This is a genomic window from Spirillospora sp. NPDC048911 (assembly GCF_043198015.1).
Taxonomy (GTDB): Bacteria; Actinomycetota; Actinomycetes; order Streptosporangiales; family Streptosporangiaceae; genus Spirillospora.
Map to the genome: position 1 here is coordinate 194,367 of NZ_JBICUD010000014.1, position 16,166 is coordinate 210,532.

The following is a 16,166-nucleotide window of genomic DNA, read 5'->3' on the forward strand; positions in this document are numbered from 1 at the left end:
CGGGTGCCCGATAGCCTTGGACCATGCCCGATCCGCAACTCGCACTCACCGCCCGGGTCCGGGAGGCGCTGAGCGCCGCCTTCGGACCGTCCTACGCGGACACCGATCCGGTCATCCGCCCGTCGCAGTTCGCCGACCTGCAGGCCAACGTGGCCATGTCGCTGGTCAAGCCGCTGACGGCGGAGCGAGGCGAGAAGCAGAACCCGCGAAACATCGCGAACGAGATCGTGGCGAAGATCGACAAGGGCGACCTGATCGACACGGTCGAGGTCAGCGGCCCCGGCTTCATCAACCTCACGCTGCGGGACGACTGGATCGCGGGGCAGGCCCAGCAGGCGCTGGCCGACCCGCGGCTCGCGGTGCCCAAGACCGACGCCGCGCGGCGGGTCGTCGTCGAGTACTCCTCGCCCAACGTGGCCAAGGAGATGCACGTCGGGCACCTGCGCACCACGATCGTCGGCGACGCGCTCGCCCGGATCCTGGGCTTCCTGGGCCATGAGGTGATCAAGGACAACCATGTCGGCGACTGGGGCACCCCGTTCGGCATGCTGATCGAGCACCTGCTCGACATCGGCGAGGAGAAGGCCGCCGACGACGACTCCTCCGTCAGCGACCTGACCGCCTTCTACCAGGCGGCCCGGCGCAAGTTCGACGGCGACGAGGCGTTCGCCGCCCGGGCCCGCAGCCGGGTCGTGCGGCTCCAGGCGGGCGACCCCGAGACGCTGCGGCTCTGGCAGGTCCTGGTGGACGTGTCCAAGCGCTACTTCAACACCGTCTACCAGCGGCTCGGCGTCATGCTCACCGACGACGACATCAAGGGTGAGAGCTTCTACAACGACCTGCTCGCCCCCACCGTCCAGGAGCTGGAGGACAAGGGCATCGCGGTCGTCAGCGACGGCGCGCTGTGCGCGTTCCCGCCGGGCTTCACCGGACGCGAGGGCGAGCCGCTGCCGGTGATCCTCCGCAAGAGCGACGGCGGCTACAACTACTCCACCAGCGACCTGGCGACCATCCGCTACCGGGTCGACACCGAGCACGTCAACCGCATGATCTACGTGGTCGGCGCGCCGCAGGCACTGCACTTCCAGATGGCCTTCGCGGTCGCCCGGATGGCGGGCTGGCTGGGCGACGAGGTCCAGGCCGAGCACGCCCAGATCGGCAACGTGCTCGGCACCGACGGCAAGATCCTGCGCACCCGGGCGGGCGGCACCGTCAAGCTCTCCGAGCTGCTCGACGAGGCCGTCGAGCGGGCGGGCGAGCGGTTCGACGCGATGGAGCACCAGGAGGAGTTCGACGCCGCCACCCGCGACGAGATCGTGGAGAAGGTCGGCATCGGCGCCGTCAAGTACGCCGACCTGTCGGTGGCGATCGACAGCGAGTACATCTTCGACATCGACCGGATGACGTCGTTCAACGGCAAGACGGGGCCGTACCTGCAGTACGCCACGGTCCGGATCCGCTCGATCTTCCGCAGGGGCGGGGTCGACCCCGACTCGGTGACCGGCCCGATCGTGATCGGGCACGAGGCCGAGCGCGCGCTGGCCCTCAAGCTCCTCGGCTTCGGCACCGTCGTCGAGCAGTCCGGTGAGACGAGCGAGCCGCATCGCCTCGCGGGCTACGTCTTCGAACTGGCGCAGGCCTACACGGCGTTCTTCGAGAACTGCCCGGTGCTCAAGGCGCCCGACGACGAGACGAAGGCGTCACGGCTGGCGCTGTGCGCGGCCACGCTGCACACGCTCACCACGGGCCTCGACCTGCTGGGCATCCCGGTGCCCGAGCGGATGTAGCCCGTCCGCGGATGTAGCCCGTCTGACATGAGAGAGCCGGTCCCGGAGCACTCCGGGACCGGCTCTCTCATGTGCGGGTCTACTGCAGGTAGCCCTCGACCTCGCCCGGCGGGCGGACCGCCGCGGCGTCGGGGTCCTCGCCCGCGTCGAGGCGGGCCCTCCGCTGCCTGAGGAGGTCCCAGCACTGGTCCAGGGCCACCTCCAGCTGCTGCAGCCGCCGGCGTTCCTCCTCGTTGCTGAGCTCACCGCGCTGGTGACGCTCGCGCAGCTTGTGCTCCTCGGCCACGTACTCGTGGATGTTCGCCAGGATCGTCTCGTCGTCCATGAACCGTCCACTCCCTCCGAAATCCGGCAGAGCCCCGTCCCAATGTAGGGAAGGGGCTCCGCCGCCGGGTACCCGGCCCTCAACCGCTGGAAACGCCGCTGCCGGTCACGCCGGACAGGAAGCCGCCGTCTCCGGTGGACGAGTGCTGCATCGAACCCATGTCGGTCTTCGGCTCGACGAGGGCCGTGGACGAGTTGCCCGAGGGCCCCGAGTTGCGCGAGGCGGCCCGCTTGGACGTGCCCGTGGACTTGCGGGCCCGCGTCGCCGTGGTCCTGGGCCTGGTCGACTTCTTGGCCGCCGACGTGGTCGACTTCTTGGTGGCCGGCCCGCGCGCGGTCGTGGACTTGCGCGCCGTGGTCTTCCGTGCCGCCGAGGTCTTCTTGGCGGTGGTGGACTTCTTGGCGGTCGACTTCTTGGCCGTTGATTTCTTGGCCGTGGTCGACTTGCGCGCGGTGGTCGCCTTTCGCCCCGTGGTCGACTTGCTCGCCGCCGTCGACTTGCGGGTCGTGGCGGCCTTGCGAGCAGGCGACTTACGTGCGGTCGTCCGCTTCGCTCCGGTCGATTTACGTGCGGCCGACGTCTTCTTGGCCGACGTGGATTTCCGGGCGCCGGTCGACTTCCTTGCGCTGCCCGACGCTGCCTGGGCCGTGGACACGGCCTTCGCAGCGGTGGTCATCGCCTTGGCGGCGTCGCTCATCGCCTTGGTGGCGGTGCTCATCGCCTTGGTCATGGCCGTCATGGCCTTGGCCGACGCCGTGGCCTTGGTCGTCGCCGTCTTCATCTGCTTGGCGGCGGACGTGGCCTTGGTGGCGGCGGACTTGGCCTTGGTGGCCGCCGCCGACGATGTCCGGCCCATGGTGGCGGTGGTGCGCGACGTCGACTTCTTCGCGGCGGACGTGCTCCTCCTGCCCGTGGTGGACTTCCTGGCTGTGGTCGACTTGCTGGTGGACGACTTACGGGCACCGGAAGCGGACTTCCGGGCCGTGGTCGACTTACGGGCCGTCGAGCCGGTCCCGGACGCTCTGCTCGCGCTCGTGGACTTTCTCGCGGTGCCCTTGGCAGCCGTCGAACGCCTGACCGTGGTGCGCGGCGTCGCCGTCTTGGCGGCGGCGCTGACGCGCTTGCCGGTCGACCTCTTGGCGGCCGACCGGCTCCCGGTGCTCTTCTTCGCGGCTGAGCTCTTCGCGCGACTCGCCGTACCTCGGCTGGACGTCGTGCGCTTTGCGGTCTTGGTAGCCACTGATCTCCCCCCCGTGGATCAGTTACGGGGAGATCTATTCCACATTTGTTGACGCTCTACACACGCTCTGTTACTTAGGGAGATCAGAGGCCCACCGGATGCCACACCGTCTTGGTCTCCAAGAAGGCGGTCATGCGTTCCGTTCCAGGCTCAGCGGACCAGTCGGTCACGCCCGGTCGCACGACGCGCTTGAGGTTCTCGGCGGCCGCCTCTTCCAGCCCTCTGACCTGGTCATTCTTTACTCCAGCCAGGTCGATGGCGTTCACGTCCATGTGGGAGGCGAGCCACGGCGCGAGCTCGTCGCGACGGCCGGTCAGCAGGTTGACGACGCCGCCGGGCAGGTCCGACGTCGCGAGCACCTCGGCGAGGGTGATCGAGGGCAGCGGCGACGGCTCGGACGCGACGACCACGCACGTGTTGCCCGCCACGATCGCCGGCGCGACGACCGACACGAGACCGAGCAGCGGAGAGTCGGGGGCGATGACGGCGACGACGCCGGTCGGCTCCGGGGTGGAGAAGTTGAAGAACGACCCGGCGACGGGGTTGGCGGAGCCGCCGACCGCGGCGAGCTTGTCGGCCCATCCGGCGTACCAGACCCAGCGGTCGATGGCGGCGTCGAGTTCGGCGTTGGCGGCTGCTTTGGCGAGGCCGGCGGCGCGCAGTTCGTCGGTGAACTGGGCGCGGCGGCCTTCCAGCATTTCGGCGATGCGGTAGAGGATTTGGCCGCGGTTGTAGGCGGTGCGTGCGGACCAGCCACCGAAGGCTTTGCGTGCGGCGGTGACGGCGTCGCGTGCGTCTTTTCGGGAGGCTTGGGAGGCGTTGGCGAGGAAGTTGCCTTTGCCGTCGTTGACCACGTACGACCTGCCGGATTCGGAGCGGGGGAAGGCGCCCGCGATGAACAGCTTGTAGGTCTTGCGGACGGCGAGTCGCTCAGACATTGAGGTAGGCCTCCAGTCCGTGCCGGCCGCCTTCGCGGCCGAAGCCGGACTCCTTGTAGCCGCCGAACGGCGACGCGGGATCGAACTTGTTGAAGGTGTTGGCCCACACCACGCCCGCGCGCAGCCGCTCGGCCATCCACAAGATCCGCGAACCCTTCTCGGTCCAGACCCCGGCCGACAACCCGTACGGCGTGTTGTTGGCCTTCTCGACGGCCTCGGCGGGCGTGCGGAAGGTCAGCACCGACAACACCGGCCCGAAGATCTCCTCGCGGGCGATGCGGTGCGACTGGGCGACGTCGGTGAAGAGCGTGGGAGCGAACCAGAAGCCGCGCTGGGGCAGCTCGCACGGCGGCGACCAGCGGCCGGCGCCCTCCTGCTCGCCGATCTCCGACAACATCCGGATCTTCTCCAGCTGGGCACCGGAGTTGATCGCGCCGATGTCGGTGTTCTTGTCCAGCGGATCACCGACGCGCAGCGTGGCCATCCGCCGCTTGAGCCGCTCCAGCAACTCCTCGGCCACCGACTCCTGCACCAGAAGACGCGACCCGGCACAGCACACATGACCCTGGTTGAAGAAGATCCCGTTGACGATCCCCTCGACCGCCTGATCCAACGGCGCGTCGTCGAAGATCACGTTGGCGGCCTTGCCACCGAGCTCCAGCGTCAGCTTCTTGGGAGTGCCCGCGACCGCCCGAGCGATCTGCTTGCCCACCTCGGTCGATCCCGTGAAGGCCACCTTGTCGATGCCGGGATGCTCGACCAGCGCCCGGCCGGTCTCGCCCGCGCCGGTGATGATGTTGACCACGCCCGGCGGCAACTCGGCCTGCCGGCAGATCTCAGCGAACGCCAACGCCGTCAACGGCGTGGTCTCAGCGGGCTTGAGCACCACGGTGTTGCCGCACGCCAGCGCCGGAGCGATCTTCCACGCCAGCATCAACAGCGGGAAGTTCCACGGAATCACCTGACCCGCCACACCCAACGGCTTGGGATCGGAACCGAACCCGGCATGCCCCAGCTTGTCGGCCCACCCCGCGTAGTAGAAGAAATGCGCCGCGACCAGCGGCAGATCGACATCCCGCGACTCACGGATCGGCTTGCCATTGTCGATCGACTCCAGCACCGCCAGCTCACGCGACCGCTCCTGAACGATCCGCGCGATCCGGAACAGATACTTGGCCCGCTCCCGACCCGGCATCGGACCCCACACCTTGTCGTAGGCGCGCCGGGCGGCGGCCACGGCCCGATCGACGTCCGCGGCGTCGGCGGCGGCGATCTCGGCGAGCGGCTCCTCGTTCGACGGGTCGATGCTCTTGAACGGCTCGCCGTGCCCGTCGCGGAACTCACCGTCGACGAACAGCCCGTACGAGGGCCGGATGTCGACGACGGCCCGCGACTCGGGAGCCGGCGCGTACTCGAAGTCCATGATCAGCCAGTCCAGTCAGTCTCGTCGGTCGAGTCAGTCGAGCGTGAAGTAGTCGGGGCCGGAGTAGACACCCGTGGCCAGCTTGCGGCGCTGCATGAGGAGATCGTTCAGCAGGCTGGAGGCGCCGAGGCGGAACCACTCCGGGGTCAGCCAGTCGGATCCGGCGGTCTCGTTCACCAGCACCAGATACTTGATCGCGTCCTTGGTGGTCCGGATACCGCCCGCCGGCTTGACCCCGACCATGCGCCCCGTCTCGTCCCGGAAGTCACGCACGGCCTCCAGCATCACCAGCGTCACCGGCAACGTCGCCGCCGGGGAGATCTTGCCCGTGGAGGTCTTGATGAAGTCGGCACCGGCCCGCATGGCCAGCCACGACGCGCGCCGCACATTGTCGTAGGTGACGAGCTCACCGGTCTCGAAGATCACCTTGAGGTGCGCGCCGTGCCCGCCGTTCACGTCCCCGGCGCAGGCCTCCTTGGTCGCGACGATCTCCTCGTGCACCTTGAGGTAGTCACCCGCCAGGAACGCCCCGCGGTCGATGACCATGTCGATCTCGGTGGCGCCCGCCTGCACCGCCGCCCGCGTGTCGGCCAGCTTGGCCTCCATCGGCGCCCGTCCCGAGGGGAACGCCGTGGCCACGCTCGCCACCCCGACCCCGGAACCCCGGAGGGCCTCGACGGCCGTCGCGACCATGTCCGGATAGACACAGATCGCCGCCACCTTGGGAACATCCGGGTCACTCGGGTCGGGCTGCATGCCCTTGGCGCACAGGGCCCGCACCTTCCCCGGCGTGTCGGCGCCCTCCAGCGTGGTGAGGTCGACCATGGTGATCGCCAGGTCGATGGCCTGGGCCTTGGCCGAGGTCTTGATCGAACGCGTGGCGAGCCGCGCGGCCCGCTCCTCCGCCCCGACCTGGTCGACGCCCGGCAGCCCGTGCAGGAAGGCGCGCAGCTCAGTGGCGCTCACAAGAGTCTCCATTGACACCGTCCCAGCATCGCGCACGCCCGGCACCTGCACAAAACGGCCAGCGAGTGCAAATTATCTACAAGTCGTCTATCTTGGTCGGGAAATTCAAACACGCCGCCGGCGTGGACCCGTGTAGAGGAGCCCGCTGCGCCATGGCAGACGACCCGGTGCCCCCGCAGATCGACACCACTGTGCCGCACTCCGCCCGCATCTGGAACTACTGGCTCGGCGGCAAGGACAACTACCCGGTCGACCGCGAGGCCGGGGACGCCTATGTCCAGATCTACCCCGGCATCGTCGACGTCGCCCGCGTGAGCAGGCACTTCCTCGCGCGCGCCGTCCGCTACCTGGCGGACGAGGCGGGCATCCGCCAGTTCCTCGACGTCGGCACCGGCCTGCCCACCGTCGACAACACCCACGAGGTCGCCCAGCGGGCCGCTCCCGAGTCGCACATCGTCTACGTCGACAACGACCCGCTCGTGCTCGTCCACGCGCACGCCCTGCTGACCAGCTCGGCCCAGGGCGCGACGAGCTACATCGAGGCCGACATGCGCGACCCCAAGGAAATCCTGCGCCTCGCCCAGGGAAAGCTCGACTTCAACCGCCCCATCGCCCTGATGCTCATGGGCGTGCTCGGCCACATCGACACCTACGAAGAGGTGCTGTCCATCATCCGGGGCCTGATGAGCGGGCTCCCGTCAGGCAGCTACCTGGCCCTCTACGACGACACCGACACCGACGACGCCCACAACAAGGCCCAGCAGGACTACGACGACACGGGCGCCGTTCCCTACCGGCTGCGCCCACCCGAGCAGATCGTCGGCTACTTCGACGGTTTCGACCTGGTCGAGCCCGGCGTGGTGGCCTGCGAGTCGTGGCGTCCCGAACCCACCCCGTTCGACGACATCACCAAGACGTCCACCCTGTGCGGCGTCGCGCGCAAACGCTAGGCGAAGACGCCCCGTACGGTTGTCTCCGCCGAAGACGGATGTCACTCTTGACCGGGGTTCGGCGTCGCTTGTGGATTTTCGGGAGTGGGAGTGGGCACCGAACGTGTCACTGACGTGCCGCCCAGTGCGCTGACGCACGGGCGAGCAGGGCCGACCGTGCTGCGGTTGGTCGTGGGCGCACAGCTGAGACGGTTGCGCGAGCTCAGCGGCATCACCGCTGACGAGGCGGCATACGAGATCCGCGGCTCCGCCTCCAAGATCAGCCGGATGGAGCTGGGCCGGGTCGGGTTCAAGGACCGCGACGTCTCCGACCTGCTGACGTTGTACGGCATCACCGAGCTGGCCGACCGGCTGCCGTTGCTGGAGCTGGCGCGGCAGGCCAGCGCGCCGGGCTGGTGGCAGCCCTACAGCGACCTGGTGCCGCCCTGGTTCGAGGCCTATCTCGGGCTGGAGCAGGGCGCCAGCATGATCCGCTGCTACGAGGTCCAGTTCGTTCCGGGCCTGCTGCAGACCGAGGCCTACGCCCGTGCCGTCATCCGGCAGGGCATGCCCACCGCGCCCGAGAACGAGATCGAACGCCGCGTCGAGCTGCGGATGGCCCGCCACCAGGTCCTCACCCGGCCCGATCCGCTGCGGTTCTGGGCCGTCCTGGACGAGGCGGCGATCCGGCGGCCGTTCGGCGGCCGGGCCACCATGCGCGCCCAGCTGAAACAGCTCATCGCCGTCAACGAGCTGCCGCACGTCACGGTGCAGATCAGCCCGTTCAGCGCGGGCGGCCACGGCGCGGGCGGCCCGATCAGCATCCTGCGGCTGCCCGCCGCCGACCTGCCCGACGTGGTCTACACCGAGCAGCTCACCAACGCGTTCTATCCCGACAAGCCGGCCGACGTCTTCCACTACACCGACGTGATGAACCGCCTCGCCGTCCATTCCGCCCCGGCGACCTCGACCCCCAAGATCCTCCAGGGCATTCTCGACGAGCTGTGAGGCGGCTCAGAGCAGGCCGTGGTCGTGGGCGTAGATCGCGGCCTGCGTACGGTCGCGCAGGCCGAGCCGGGTCAGGATGCTGGAGACGTGGTTCTTGACCGTGCCCTCGCTGACGTAGAGGCGCGCGGCGATCTCGCGGTTGGAGGCACCGGACGCGATCAGCCGGATCACATCGAGCTCCCGGCCGGTGAGCGCGACGTCCGCCTTGCGGGGCACGTCCCGGACGGCCCCCAGCAGGCGCCCCGTCACGGCCGGAGCGAACTGGTCGACCCCCGCGTGCACCATGCGCACCGCCTGCGCCAGCTCGGCGGCGGGCAGGTCCTTGAGGAGATAGCCGCTCGCGCCCGCCCGCAACGCGGCGACCACGTACTCCTCGTCGTCGAACGTGGTCAGCATCAGGATCCGGCACTTGTCCCGCAGCAGCGAGGTGGCCTCCACGCCGTCCATCACCGGCATGCGCACGTCCATGAGGACGACGTCGGGGGCGAGCGCGAGCGCCCGTTCGACCGCCTCCCTGCCGTCCTCGGCCACCCCCACCACGGCCACCCCGGGCTGCAGGTCCAGCAGCGAGCCGATGCCCTCGCGGATCAGCCGCTGGTCATCGGCGACGAGCACCCGGACGTCGTTCATCGCGATCCCGGCACGGTCGCGGTGACTCGCGTGCCTTCGCCGAGGACGCTGTCGACGCGGAGCGAGCCGCCCACGAGCTCCAGCCGCTCCCGCATGCCCCGCAGCCCGAAGCCCTCGGTCCTTGCCGCGAAACCCTTGCCGTCGTCGGCGACCACCAGACGCGCCTCCCGCCTCCCCAACTCGACCTCCACGGTCACACGATCGGCGCAGGCATGGCGATGGGCGTTGGTGAGGCTTTCCTGAGCGGCGTGGTAGAGCACCGGCAGAGCCGTCCCGTCGACCACCGATTCGTCCCCCCGGATATCGAGCGTCACAGCCGCGCCGAACCGCCCGACCAGCGCGGTCAGTGCCGCCGCCAGCGAGAACTGCCCCTGTGCCCTGAGCATCCCCACCGACCGCCGCACGTCCTCCAGGGCGAGCCGCGCCGACTCTCTGGCGTCCGTGAGCGCCTGATCGGCCGCGTCCGCGTCGATGGCGCGGAAGGCCGCCGACTTCTCCAACTGGACGGAGATCACGGTCAGATGGTGGCCCACGTTGTCATGGATGTCCCTGGCGAGCCGGTGACGTTCGGCCGCCGTGGCGAGCGCCGCCGCCTGCTCGGCATGCCGGTGGGCGACCGCCGCCATCGCGACCGCGAAGACGAGCCCGATCACGAACATCAGCAGATCCGAGATCGCCTCGGTGTCCTCGTACCAGCCGGGCCGGGTAGAGAGCGCCGCCACTACACCGCCGAGGCACAACACGGCCAGCCCATACCCCGCCCTCCGGCCCAGGACGAAGTAACCGACGAACGGAATGAGCAGCAACAACGCTCGCCCCATGCCTGAGCAGTCGAGCAGGGCCACCGCCACATAGAGCCCGCCGCGCACCGCCAGCATGAGACCCGCCGGCCCCCGCCGCAGCGCTTCGAGCGTCACCAACACCAGCAGCGCCCCGACGAAGCCCACCGTCCGCAGATCGAACGGGCACAGCCCGGCGACCGCCGAATACAGTCCCGCCACCAGAACGGTGACGTACAGAAACATCGCCAACCACGAGGCCATACGCGGCATGCGCCCAGACTAAGAGCCACGGAGGCCCGCTGATACGGGACGCCGAGAACATTGGCCAAAGGTCATGGGCACTTCAGCCGCAAGGCACTCACCCCGCCAGAGCGAGCTTTCTACGTTCGAGGCACTCAGGGAAGGAGCCCTCCGTGCCAACAACCTCGTTGCTCCGCCTCAGCGCACTCGCAGGCGTCATCTGCGGCGTATCCATCGCCTTGGGCGGCCTCAGTGAACTTCTCGCCGGAGACAAGACGACTGCCAGCGGCTACCTCAACGGCCTGTCACCAGCCTTCGGCCTGGCGTTCCTGGCAGGCCTCTACCTGGCTCAACGCCAGGACCTAGGCAGATACGGCGCCGTCGCATTCATGCTCAACTACATCGGCCTGGCCCTCTTCGCCGGTGCCGCATACGCCCGCAACTTCGTGCTGGTCCACATGGAGAAGGCCGAAGTAGAGAGCCTCCTGTCCGGATCACACAAGCTGCCGTTCATCGGAGCAGCCCTCCTGACCCTCGCAGGCACAGTGCTCTTCGGCGTGGCCATGTACCGCGCCGGAGTCGTCCCCCGCCCGGCGTCAGCGCTCTTCGTCATCGGCTTCGCGCCCGTCTGCCTGGGCTTCGTCCTGCCCGCCGTGGTCAACCGCAGCGGCCACATGGTCGCCGGAACGGGCATCATCTGGCTCGCCCTGGCCCTGTGGTCAATGCACGTTCGCGAACCCGCCTACGCCTGAGGAAAGCGGTCACCTCCCGCTGGGGAGGTGACCGGCCCTCGTCACCGGTCCATCGTGAACCACACCGTCGTTCCCTCACGTGAGACGCGAACGCCCCAGGAACCCGCGAGCCCCTCGACGAGCCGCAGCCCACGGCCGCTGACCCCTTCGGCCTCATGGCAGATCTCCGGAACCCCCGTCCCGCCGTCATCGCTGACATCCACCTGAACGCCTTCGCCGCCCTCCGTGATCGCCACCGTCACGTGCCCGCCGCGTCCGCTCGCCGTGTGCACCACGGCATTGGTGACCAACTCGCTCAGGCAGAGCACCAGATCGTCCCGGAACGGACGTTCGGTCAGAAGCTCCATGGCGAACCGGCGCACCGCCTGCACCGCGCGCGGCATCCCGGGCACCGTCACGACCCCGAGCACGGCCGGAGCCTCGTCCGTGGCCACCTTCATCGCCCACCTTCCCTTCGTTCGGCATCACCCGAACCCTGACCGGACGTGAAGGTGAACACGACCCCGAACGAGGAAATCGCCAATAGTCTCAATCGACAATTGTCTTACGGCCTGAACTCGCGACATCGCGGAGCGTAACCGGTCAGTATGGGCCTCATGGCCGTGTCCCCCCGCCCGACCGTCCGGCGACTCCGCCTCGGTCACGAGCTCCGGCGCCTCCGCGAGAGCAGCGGCATGAAGTTAGAAGCCGCCGCCCGCCGCCTCGGCCGCCAGGCGTCCGCCCTCAGCAAGATCGAACGCGGCGTCCAGGGCCTGACGCACGGCGAGCTGACCTTCATGCTCGACGCGTACGCGGTCACCGACGAGAAGCTCCGCCACGCCCTCATCACCCTGCGCCGCGACGCCGCCAAGAAGGGCTGGTGGCTCGACTACCAGGACCGCATAGCGCCGTCCCTCCTCGACTACATAAGCCTCGAAGACGACGCCAACGCCATCCGATCATTCGAATCTCAGAACGTGCCCGGCCTGCTCCAGACGCCCGAGTACGCACGAGCAATGATCAAAGCCAACCCATTCATCTCTTCTCAGGTAGTTGAAGAGCAGGTGACCATACGGATGGCACGAAAGAATATTCTGGCGGGCGATCAACCGCCGCTCCTCTGGTCGATCGTCGACGAGGCGGTACTGCACCGCCCGTTCGGAGACACAACCACCCTACGCGACCAGCTTCAATACCTTTGGGAAGCTTCAATGAACGGCATGGTCACACTTCAGGTGCTGCCCTTCGCCGCTGGCGCACACCCCGGCAACAATGGCGCCTTCACTCTCTTGGACATCGGAGAATCAGGCACGCTGCCGATCGTCTTGGTCGAGTGCCTCACCCACAGTTGGTACCTAGAAGAGACAGAAGACATCAGCAGGCACCGCCTAGCCTTCGAACACCTCTGTGCAGCTGCACTGTCAGCGGCAGATTCCCTAGAGCTGATCCGCCGCGTAATGTCGGATCTAGGCTGAGCCCCCGCGCGGAGGAAGAACTACATGATCGAGTTTGACCTGTCGTCGGCCAATTGGCGCAAGAGCAGCCACAGCAGTGGCAGCGCAGAGGGTACGTGTGTCGAGGTGGCGGCCGTGTGGCGCAAGAGCAGCCACAGCGGCGGCACTGAAGGAACGTGCGTCGAGGTGGCGGCAGTTGATCGGGTCATCGCCACCCGGGACTCGACCGACCCTGATGGGCCCGTGCTGGCGTTCACGCAAGCGGAGTGGGCGGCGTTCCTCACTCGGGTCAAGGCTCTCTGAGACGGCCGTTGCCCGGCGGGAGGTTGGTCCCGCCGGGCGGCTCGTTCTACTTGCCGTACTTGAGGATCACGTCGGCGGCGTTGACCTGGCGTCGGTCCTCAAGGGCGCCAACGGCCCAGATCGAGGTCGTCTTCGGGACTCGCGCGAGCGCGGAGACGACGGTCGTGAAGGGCTTGCGGGAGGGGAAGGTCTTCGTCGCCCAGCGCCCCGCGCGGTAGTGGTAGAACTTGCCGCGTCCCTGCGCCCAGAAGCCGCCCGCGCCGTCATCGACGAGGCCGGTAAGGCCGCCTCGGACGCTTGGCGTCGACACCTTCTTCCAGGTCTTGCCGTTCCAGTGCAGGAGCACGGAGGCGTTCGACCGGCTGCCGACGGACCAGACGTCCCGGCTTCCCTTGGCCAAAATGTCGTTGAACTGGCCGTTCGATCCCAGCGTGGCGGCCTGCCTCTTCCACGACTTGCCGTTCCAGCGGAAGACGCTGGCGATGGGGCCCTTGGTCCCGTTGATCCAGCCGGTCGCCCAGATGTCCTTGCTCGAACGCGCGCTCACCTGGTCGAAGAAGCCGGGCGCGCGGACCTTGGACCACCGCCGTCCGTTGAAATGACGGATGTCCGCGCGGAACGGGCCGTCACCCGCCCTGGCGAAGCTCCACACGTCGTTCTTGCTCAGTGCGAGGAGCTCGGGCGTCGTGTGGCTGCTTGCTTTCTGGCTGAGGACCTTCCAGCTTCCGTTCCAGCGCAGCTAGAACTGTTTGCCGTGGCCGTCGGATCCGCCGATCCAGACGTTCTTGCTGGACGAGGCGCTCACGCTGAAGAGGTACGCGCCTTTGGCCGCGGCCGGGAGGGCGAGCTTCCGCCACGTTCGGCCGTTCCAGCGGCGGACCAGCGGCGCCGCGTCCCCCTTGACGACCTCGTAGCCGACCGCCCATGCGTCCTTGGCGTTGATGACCGCCACGTCCCGCAGTCCGGCGTTCTTGTCCGGTGTGGCGGTGATGCGCCAGCCGGGCGCCGCGTTCGCCAGCGCCACGAACGCTCTTGTACACGTATGCCTCATTTACCTGGACTCTTCGCAAGCTGCGGCAGCATAGCCGGGGATGATCTAGAGCTGGTGGCGCAGGTCGACCAGGCCGTCTCGGCGGTCGTTCGCGCGAAAGTGGCCTTCAAGGCTCTCCCGGATGGCACGCCTGGAAAGTCGAGGACAGAGGCGCCGCGCCAACCCGACCGCACATCCGGTGGTAGCGAAGGGCGTGGCCGCGCGGTGCGGGAAGAGCCTGCTGCCGCGTCGCGGCCACGCTCACGCTGGCACCCGCTCCAGGCCCCGCACACTCGGCATCGGCCACCCCTCTTGCACGGCCAGTCGCCCGTCTGCGGACCATCGCGGAGTTGGGTTCAAACTCGGCGGCGAGGTGAGCCGGGGGCAGGGCCAATGCGCTGGTGTGACCGCACATGCTGTGGTGGCGGAAGGGCTTGCCGCGCTGCGCGTGGGGAGTGCTGATGCTGCTCGGTAGTGCTGGTGCTGCTGGGTGGCGGTCGTACTTATGGCTGCTGTGGCCCACGGAGTGCGCGCGAGGCTGGCCAATGTGGTGGTGGCCGCGCACCGTTGGTTGGCGGTCGCCGTTGGGGTCTGTGGTGGTGGCGAGGGCGGGTGGCTTATGGCAAGGGTTGGCTGGCGCAACTGTGGGCCACGGGTGAAAGCGGTTGTGGGCCACGGGTGAAAGCGGTTATGCGGGTAGAGGGCGCGCCTGTAGCCCGGTGCGCTAGGCGCCGGGCTGCAGGCTGGTGCTATGGGGTGGGGTTCAGGCCGCGTGGTGGGGATTCCACCACGGATTGTCAGCCTGGTCGGACGGTCTTCGTCTGGAGCCGTGTGCTCCGAGGGGTGGCAGCGTCCGGTAGACGAAGCATCCGTCGTCGTTGCTGATGTGCATTTGTTTGGGGTTGGCGTGTTTCCACCGGTTGTGCCACCCACAGCACAGGGCGAGTTTGTTGATGTCGGTGGGACTGTTGCCCAGCGCCCACCCGTCCACATGGTCGATCTCGCACAGGAAGCCGGGTACTTCACAACCCCACACCGCGCAGGTGTCGTATTGGGTTTCCAGGACTTTGCGTTGGCCAGGGCTGGCGATCCGGGCGGTGTACCCCAGATACAGCGGCACCCCACCGGCGCCCAGGATCAGCGTGGAGATCTTGGCGTTCAAAGCCATCCGCCGGATCTGCTCGGCAGGGATCGGCGTGCCGTCGCGCAACCGGCCGGGTGTGTCACTGCCGGTCAAGGTTTCCAGGTGGGCGATGACGGTGAGGTTGCTGTCTCGGTGGCCTTGGGACAGGACGGTGGTGAGTGCGGCGGCGGTCCGCTCAGCCAGGTCCCGGCGGTCTTCGGATCCGGCGGGTTTGGCCAGGTGTGCGGTGGCGGCGTCGACGATGGCGCCGTCCTCGGCGTTCAACCAGCCCTTGATGAAACGACCGCCGTCCAGCGACCGGTGCATGGTGATCCACGACCGGTTGAACCCGCGCTTGGCCTCTTCGGGTGGCGTGTCGGTGCCGGTGACCTCGGCCACCAGATCATGCAGCTTGTCGCCCGCCTTGGCGACTTTGCACACCGACACCCCCTTGCCAGCAGCCGTCAGCAAGATCTCCTCGCCCGCTACGCAGCCTGCATCGTCCAGCCGCTGCACCGCGTCGGCGACGACCACCGCATATCCATACGACAGGGTCCCGGCGGCCATCCGGGCGGGCACCTGCTGCAGGCGGTGCAGTTGGCGGGCCAGGGTGAGACGCTCGGTGGCGCGGCCATCGCGCATGCCCATCTTGCAGCGCAGCCACGCCGACGTGGAGGCGAACCCCCAGTCCTTGTGCGCACCGGCCCGATCCACCACACCGATCATTCCGGCCAGCGCGTACTCGTGCTGGTCGATCACGGTCGCCAGGGTTTCGGCCGACCCCATCGCCGCCCCACCCGTCTCAAGGACGGGACGGCGGGCAAGTTCAGTAGCGATCGCGGCGGCCGCCTCCACCAATTGCAGGGTGGAGGCGGTCTCCAAGGCTTGGCCCGGGACGATCGAATTCATACCGTCATTGTATCGCTACTCACTGTCATTTCCGGCGATGGTGAGATCCATTTCAATGATTGTTATGGCCGTACCTGGCCACCCCTATCTTGGAACCTTTAGGTGGGTGGTCGTCCAACGGTTTGTGCGTGGTTGCGGGCGGGTGAGTCAGAGATTAAGCCGGCTGAACCAGGTGCACGGTTGAGCGACGCCGAAATGACCGTTTGCGCATATCTGCGGCCTTGTCGGAGGTGGGGTCACGTTGGCTGAGGTTGCGGGAGTCTGACCATGCGCGAAAGGGGGCAGCCAGGCGGCTACCTGGGGCGGCCGACACAATCCGCGCTCCGCGCGGCCAGGGCACGAACCTCA

17 protein-coding genes are annotated in these 16,166 nt (G+C 68.1%); 7 read left to right on the forward strand and 10 right to left on the reverse strand.

Annotated elements, in window-relative coordinates:
* The first annotated feature begins 23 nt into the window (after positions 1-23).
* Entirely contained in the window at positions 24-1,787 is a 1,764-nt protein-coding gene (gene argS, locus ACGFNU_RS45500; RefSeq protein ID WP_392602915.1) for an arginine--tRNA ligase, read from the forward strand.
* A 79-nt stretch (positions 1,788-1,866) separates the two neighbouring features.
* Here argS and ACGFNU_RS45505 read toward each other — a convergent pair whose 3' ends face one another.
* Complete coding sequence (locus tag ACGFNU_RS45505) at positions 1,867-2,112, reverse strand: DUF2630 family protein (protein WP_392602916.1); 246 nt, start codon at positions 2,110-2,112, stop codon at positions 1,867-1,869.
* 158 nt (positions 2,113-2,270) lie between these two features.
* Between ACGFNU_RS45505 and ACGFNU_RS45510 the strand changes: the two genes are divergently transcribed.
* A complete protein-coding gene (locus ACGFNU_RS45510; protein WP_392602917.1) occupies positions 2,271-3,404 on the forward strand; it encodes a hypothetical protein in 1,134 nt (377 codons plus the stop codon).
* A 31-nt stretch (positions 3,405-3,435) separates the two neighbouring features.
* Here the strand turns inward: ACGFNU_RS45510 and ACGFNU_RS45515 are convergent, their stop codons facing one another.
* Genes ACGFNU_RS45515 through deoC form a run of 3 tightly spaced genes read right to left on the reverse strand, consistent with a single transcriptional unit; the run spans position 3,436 to position 6,691 of the window.
* Complete coding sequence (locus tag ACGFNU_RS45515; RefSeq protein ID WP_392602918.1) at positions 3,436-4,290, reverse strand: aldehyde dehydrogenase family protein; 855 nt, start codon at positions 4,288-4,290, stop codon at positions 3,436-3,438.
* Positions 4,283-5,713, reverse strand: a complete 1,431-nt coding sequence (locus ACGFNU_RS45520; RefSeq protein WP_392602919.1) for an aldehyde dehydrogenase family protein — start codon at positions 5,711-5,713, stop codon at positions 4,283-4,285. The genes ACGFNU_RS45515 and ACGFNU_RS45520 overlap by 8 nt, the downstream gene beginning before the upstream one ends.
* A gap of 33 nt (positions 5,714-5,746) precedes the next feature.
* Positions 5,747-6,691 carry a deoxyribose-phosphate aldolase gene (gene deoC / locus ACGFNU_RS45525; RefSeq protein WP_392602920.1) on the reverse strand — a complete coding sequence of 315 codons (945 nt, stop codon included), beginning with the start codon at positions 6,689-6,691 and terminating at the stop codon, positions 5,747-5,749.
* 140 nt (positions 6,692-6,831) lie between these two features.
* On the opposite strand from deoC, the gene ACGFNU_RS45530 reads away from it, so the two are divergent.
* Both ACGFNU_RS45530 and ACGFNU_RS45535 read left to right on the forward strand, forming a co-directional pair.
* Positions 6,832-7,629 carry an SAM-dependent methyltransferase gene (locus ACGFNU_RS45530; RefSeq protein WP_392602921.1) on the forward strand — a complete coding sequence of 266 codons (798 nt, stop codon included), beginning with the start codon at positions 6,832-6,834 and terminating at the stop codon, positions 7,627-7,629.
* Between the two features lie 90 nt (positions 7,630-7,719).
* Complete coding sequence (locus ACGFNU_RS45535; protein ID WP_392602922.1) at positions 7,720-8,616, forward strand: helix-turn-helix domain-containing protein; 897 nt, start codon at positions 7,720-7,722, stop codon at positions 8,614-8,616.
* 6 nt (positions 8,617-8,622) lie between these two features.
* Here ACGFNU_RS45535 and ACGFNU_RS45540 read toward each other — a convergent pair whose 3' ends face one another.
* Both ACGFNU_RS45540 and ACGFNU_RS45545 read right to left on the reverse strand, forming a co-directional pair.
* Positions 8,623-9,246 (reverse strand): response regulator, encoded by a 624-nt coding sequence (locus tag ACGFNU_RS45540; protein ID WP_392602923.1) that lies wholly within the window; start codon positions 9,244-9,246, stop codon positions 8,623-8,625.
* On the reverse strand, positions 9,243-10,271 hold the full coding sequence (locus ACGFNU_RS45545) for a sensor histidine kinase (protein ID WP_392603013.1): 1,029 nt from the start codon (positions 10,269-10,271) through the stop codon (positions 9,243-9,245). Before ACGFNU_RS45545 ends, ACGFNU_RS45540 begins: the two co-directional genes overlap by 4 nt.
* A gap of 170 nt (positions 10,272-10,441) precedes the next feature.
* On the opposite strand from ACGFNU_RS45545, the gene ACGFNU_RS45550 reads away from it, so the two are divergent.
* Positions 10,442-11,020: a hypothetical protein gene (locus ACGFNU_RS45550; protein WP_392602924.1), complete on the forward strand. Its 579-nt coding sequence runs from the start codon at positions 10,442-10,444 to the stop codon at positions 11,018-11,020.
* Positions 11,021-11,061: 41 nt separating this feature from the next.
* Here the strand turns inward: ACGFNU_RS45550 and ACGFNU_RS45555 are convergent, their stop codons facing one another.
* Entirely contained in the window at positions 11,062-11,460 is a 399-nt protein-coding gene (locus tag ACGFNU_RS45555; protein WP_392602925.1) for an ATP-binding protein, read from the reverse strand.
* A gap of 156 nt (positions 11,461-11,616) precedes the next feature.
* Between ACGFNU_RS45555 and ACGFNU_RS45560 the strand changes: the two genes are divergently transcribed.
* Together ACGFNU_RS45560 and ACGFNU_RS45565 are read left to right on the forward strand one after the other, a co-directional pair.
* Positions 11,617-12,474: a helix-turn-helix domain-containing protein gene (locus tag ACGFNU_RS45560; RefSeq protein ID WP_392602926.1), complete on the forward strand. Its 858-nt coding sequence runs from the start codon at positions 11,617-11,619 to the stop codon at positions 12,472-12,474.
* A gap of 24 nt (positions 12,475-12,498) precedes the next feature.
* Complete coding sequence (locus tag ACGFNU_RS45565) at positions 12,499-12,756, forward strand: DUF397 domain-containing protein (protein WP_392602927.1); 258 nt, start codon at positions 12,499-12,501, stop codon at positions 12,754-12,756.
* A gap of 46 nt (positions 12,757-12,802) precedes the next feature.
* On the opposite strand, the gene ACGFNU_RS45570 is transcribed toward ACGFNU_RS45565, so the two are convergent.
* From ACGFNU_RS45570 to ACGFNU_RS45580, 3 genes are all read right to left on the reverse strand, one after another.
* Positions 12,803-13,408, reverse strand: a complete 606-nt coding sequence (locus ACGFNU_RS45570) for a hypothetical protein (protein ID WP_392602928.1) — start codon at positions 13,406-13,408, stop codon at positions 12,803-12,805.
* A gap of 87 nt (positions 13,409-13,495) precedes the next feature.
* Positions 13,496-13,780, reverse strand: coding sequence for a hypothetical protein (locus tag ACGFNU_RS45575; protein WP_392602929.1), 285 nt, complete (start codon positions 13,778-13,780; stop codon positions 13,496-13,498).
* 769 nt (positions 13,781-14,549) lie between these two features.
* Positions 14,550-15,818 carry a DUF222 domain-containing protein gene (locus ACGFNU_RS45580; protein ID WP_392602930.1) on the reverse strand — a complete coding sequence of 423 codons (1,269 nt, stop codon included), beginning with the start codon at positions 15,816-15,818 and terminating at the stop codon, positions 14,550-14,552.
* Between the last annotated feature and the right edge of the window lie 348 nt (positions 15,819-16,166).

Bases quoted from the DNA above. Each gene is read 5' to 3' on its own strand.
- argS (WP_392602915.1), top strand. From the start codon at position 24: ATGCCCGATCCGCAACTCGCACTCACCGCCCGGGTCCGGGAGGCGCTG.
- ACGFNU_RS45505 (WP_392602916.1), bottom strand. From the start codon at position 2,112: ATGGACGACGAGACGATCCTGGCGAACATCCACGAGTACGTGGCCGAG.
- ACGFNU_RS45510 (WP_392602917.1), top strand. From the start codon at position 2,271: ATGTCGGTCTTCGGCTCGACGAGGGCCGTGGACGAGTTGCCCGAGGGC.
- ACGFNU_RS45515 (WP_392602918.1), bottom strand. From the start codon at position 4,290: ATGTCTGAGCGACTCGCCGTCCGCAAGACCTACAAGCTGTTCATCGCG.
- ACGFNU_RS45520 (WP_392602919.1), bottom strand. From the start codon at position 5,713: ATGGACTTCGAGTACGCGCCGGCTCCCGAGTCGCGGGCCGTCGTCGAC.
- deoC (WP_392602920.1), bottom strand. From the start codon at position 6,691: ATGGAGACTCTTGTGAGCGCCACTGAGCTGCGCGCCTTCCTGCACGGG.
- ACGFNU_RS45530 (WP_392602921.1), top strand. From the start codon at position 6,832: ATGGCAGACGACCCGGTGCCCCCGCAGATCGACACCACTGTGCCGCAC.
- ACGFNU_RS45540 (WP_392602923.1), bottom strand. From the start codon at position 9,246: ATGAACGACGTCCGGGTGCTCGTCGCCGATGACCAGCGGCTGATCCGC.
- ACGFNU_RS45545 (WP_392603013.1), bottom strand. From the start codon at position 10,271: ATGTTTCTGTACGTCACCGTTCTGGTGGCGGGACTGTATTCGGCGGTC.
- ACGFNU_RS45555 (WP_392602925.1), bottom strand. From the start codon at position 11,460: ATGAAGGTGGCCACGGACGAGGCTCCGGCCGTGCTCGGGGTCGTGACG.
- ACGFNU_RS45560 (WP_392602926.1), top strand. From the start codon at position 11,617: ATGGCCGTGTCCCCCCGCCCGACCGTCCGGCGACTCCGCCTCGGTCAC.
- ACGFNU_RS45565 (WP_392602927.1), top strand. From the start codon at position 12,499: ATGATCGAGTTTGACCTGTCGTCGGCCAATTGGCGCAAGAGCAGCCAC.
- ACGFNU_RS45580 (WP_392602930.1), bottom strand. From the start codon at position 15,818: ATGAATTCGATCGTCCCGGGCCAAGCCTTGGAGACCGCCTCCACCCTG.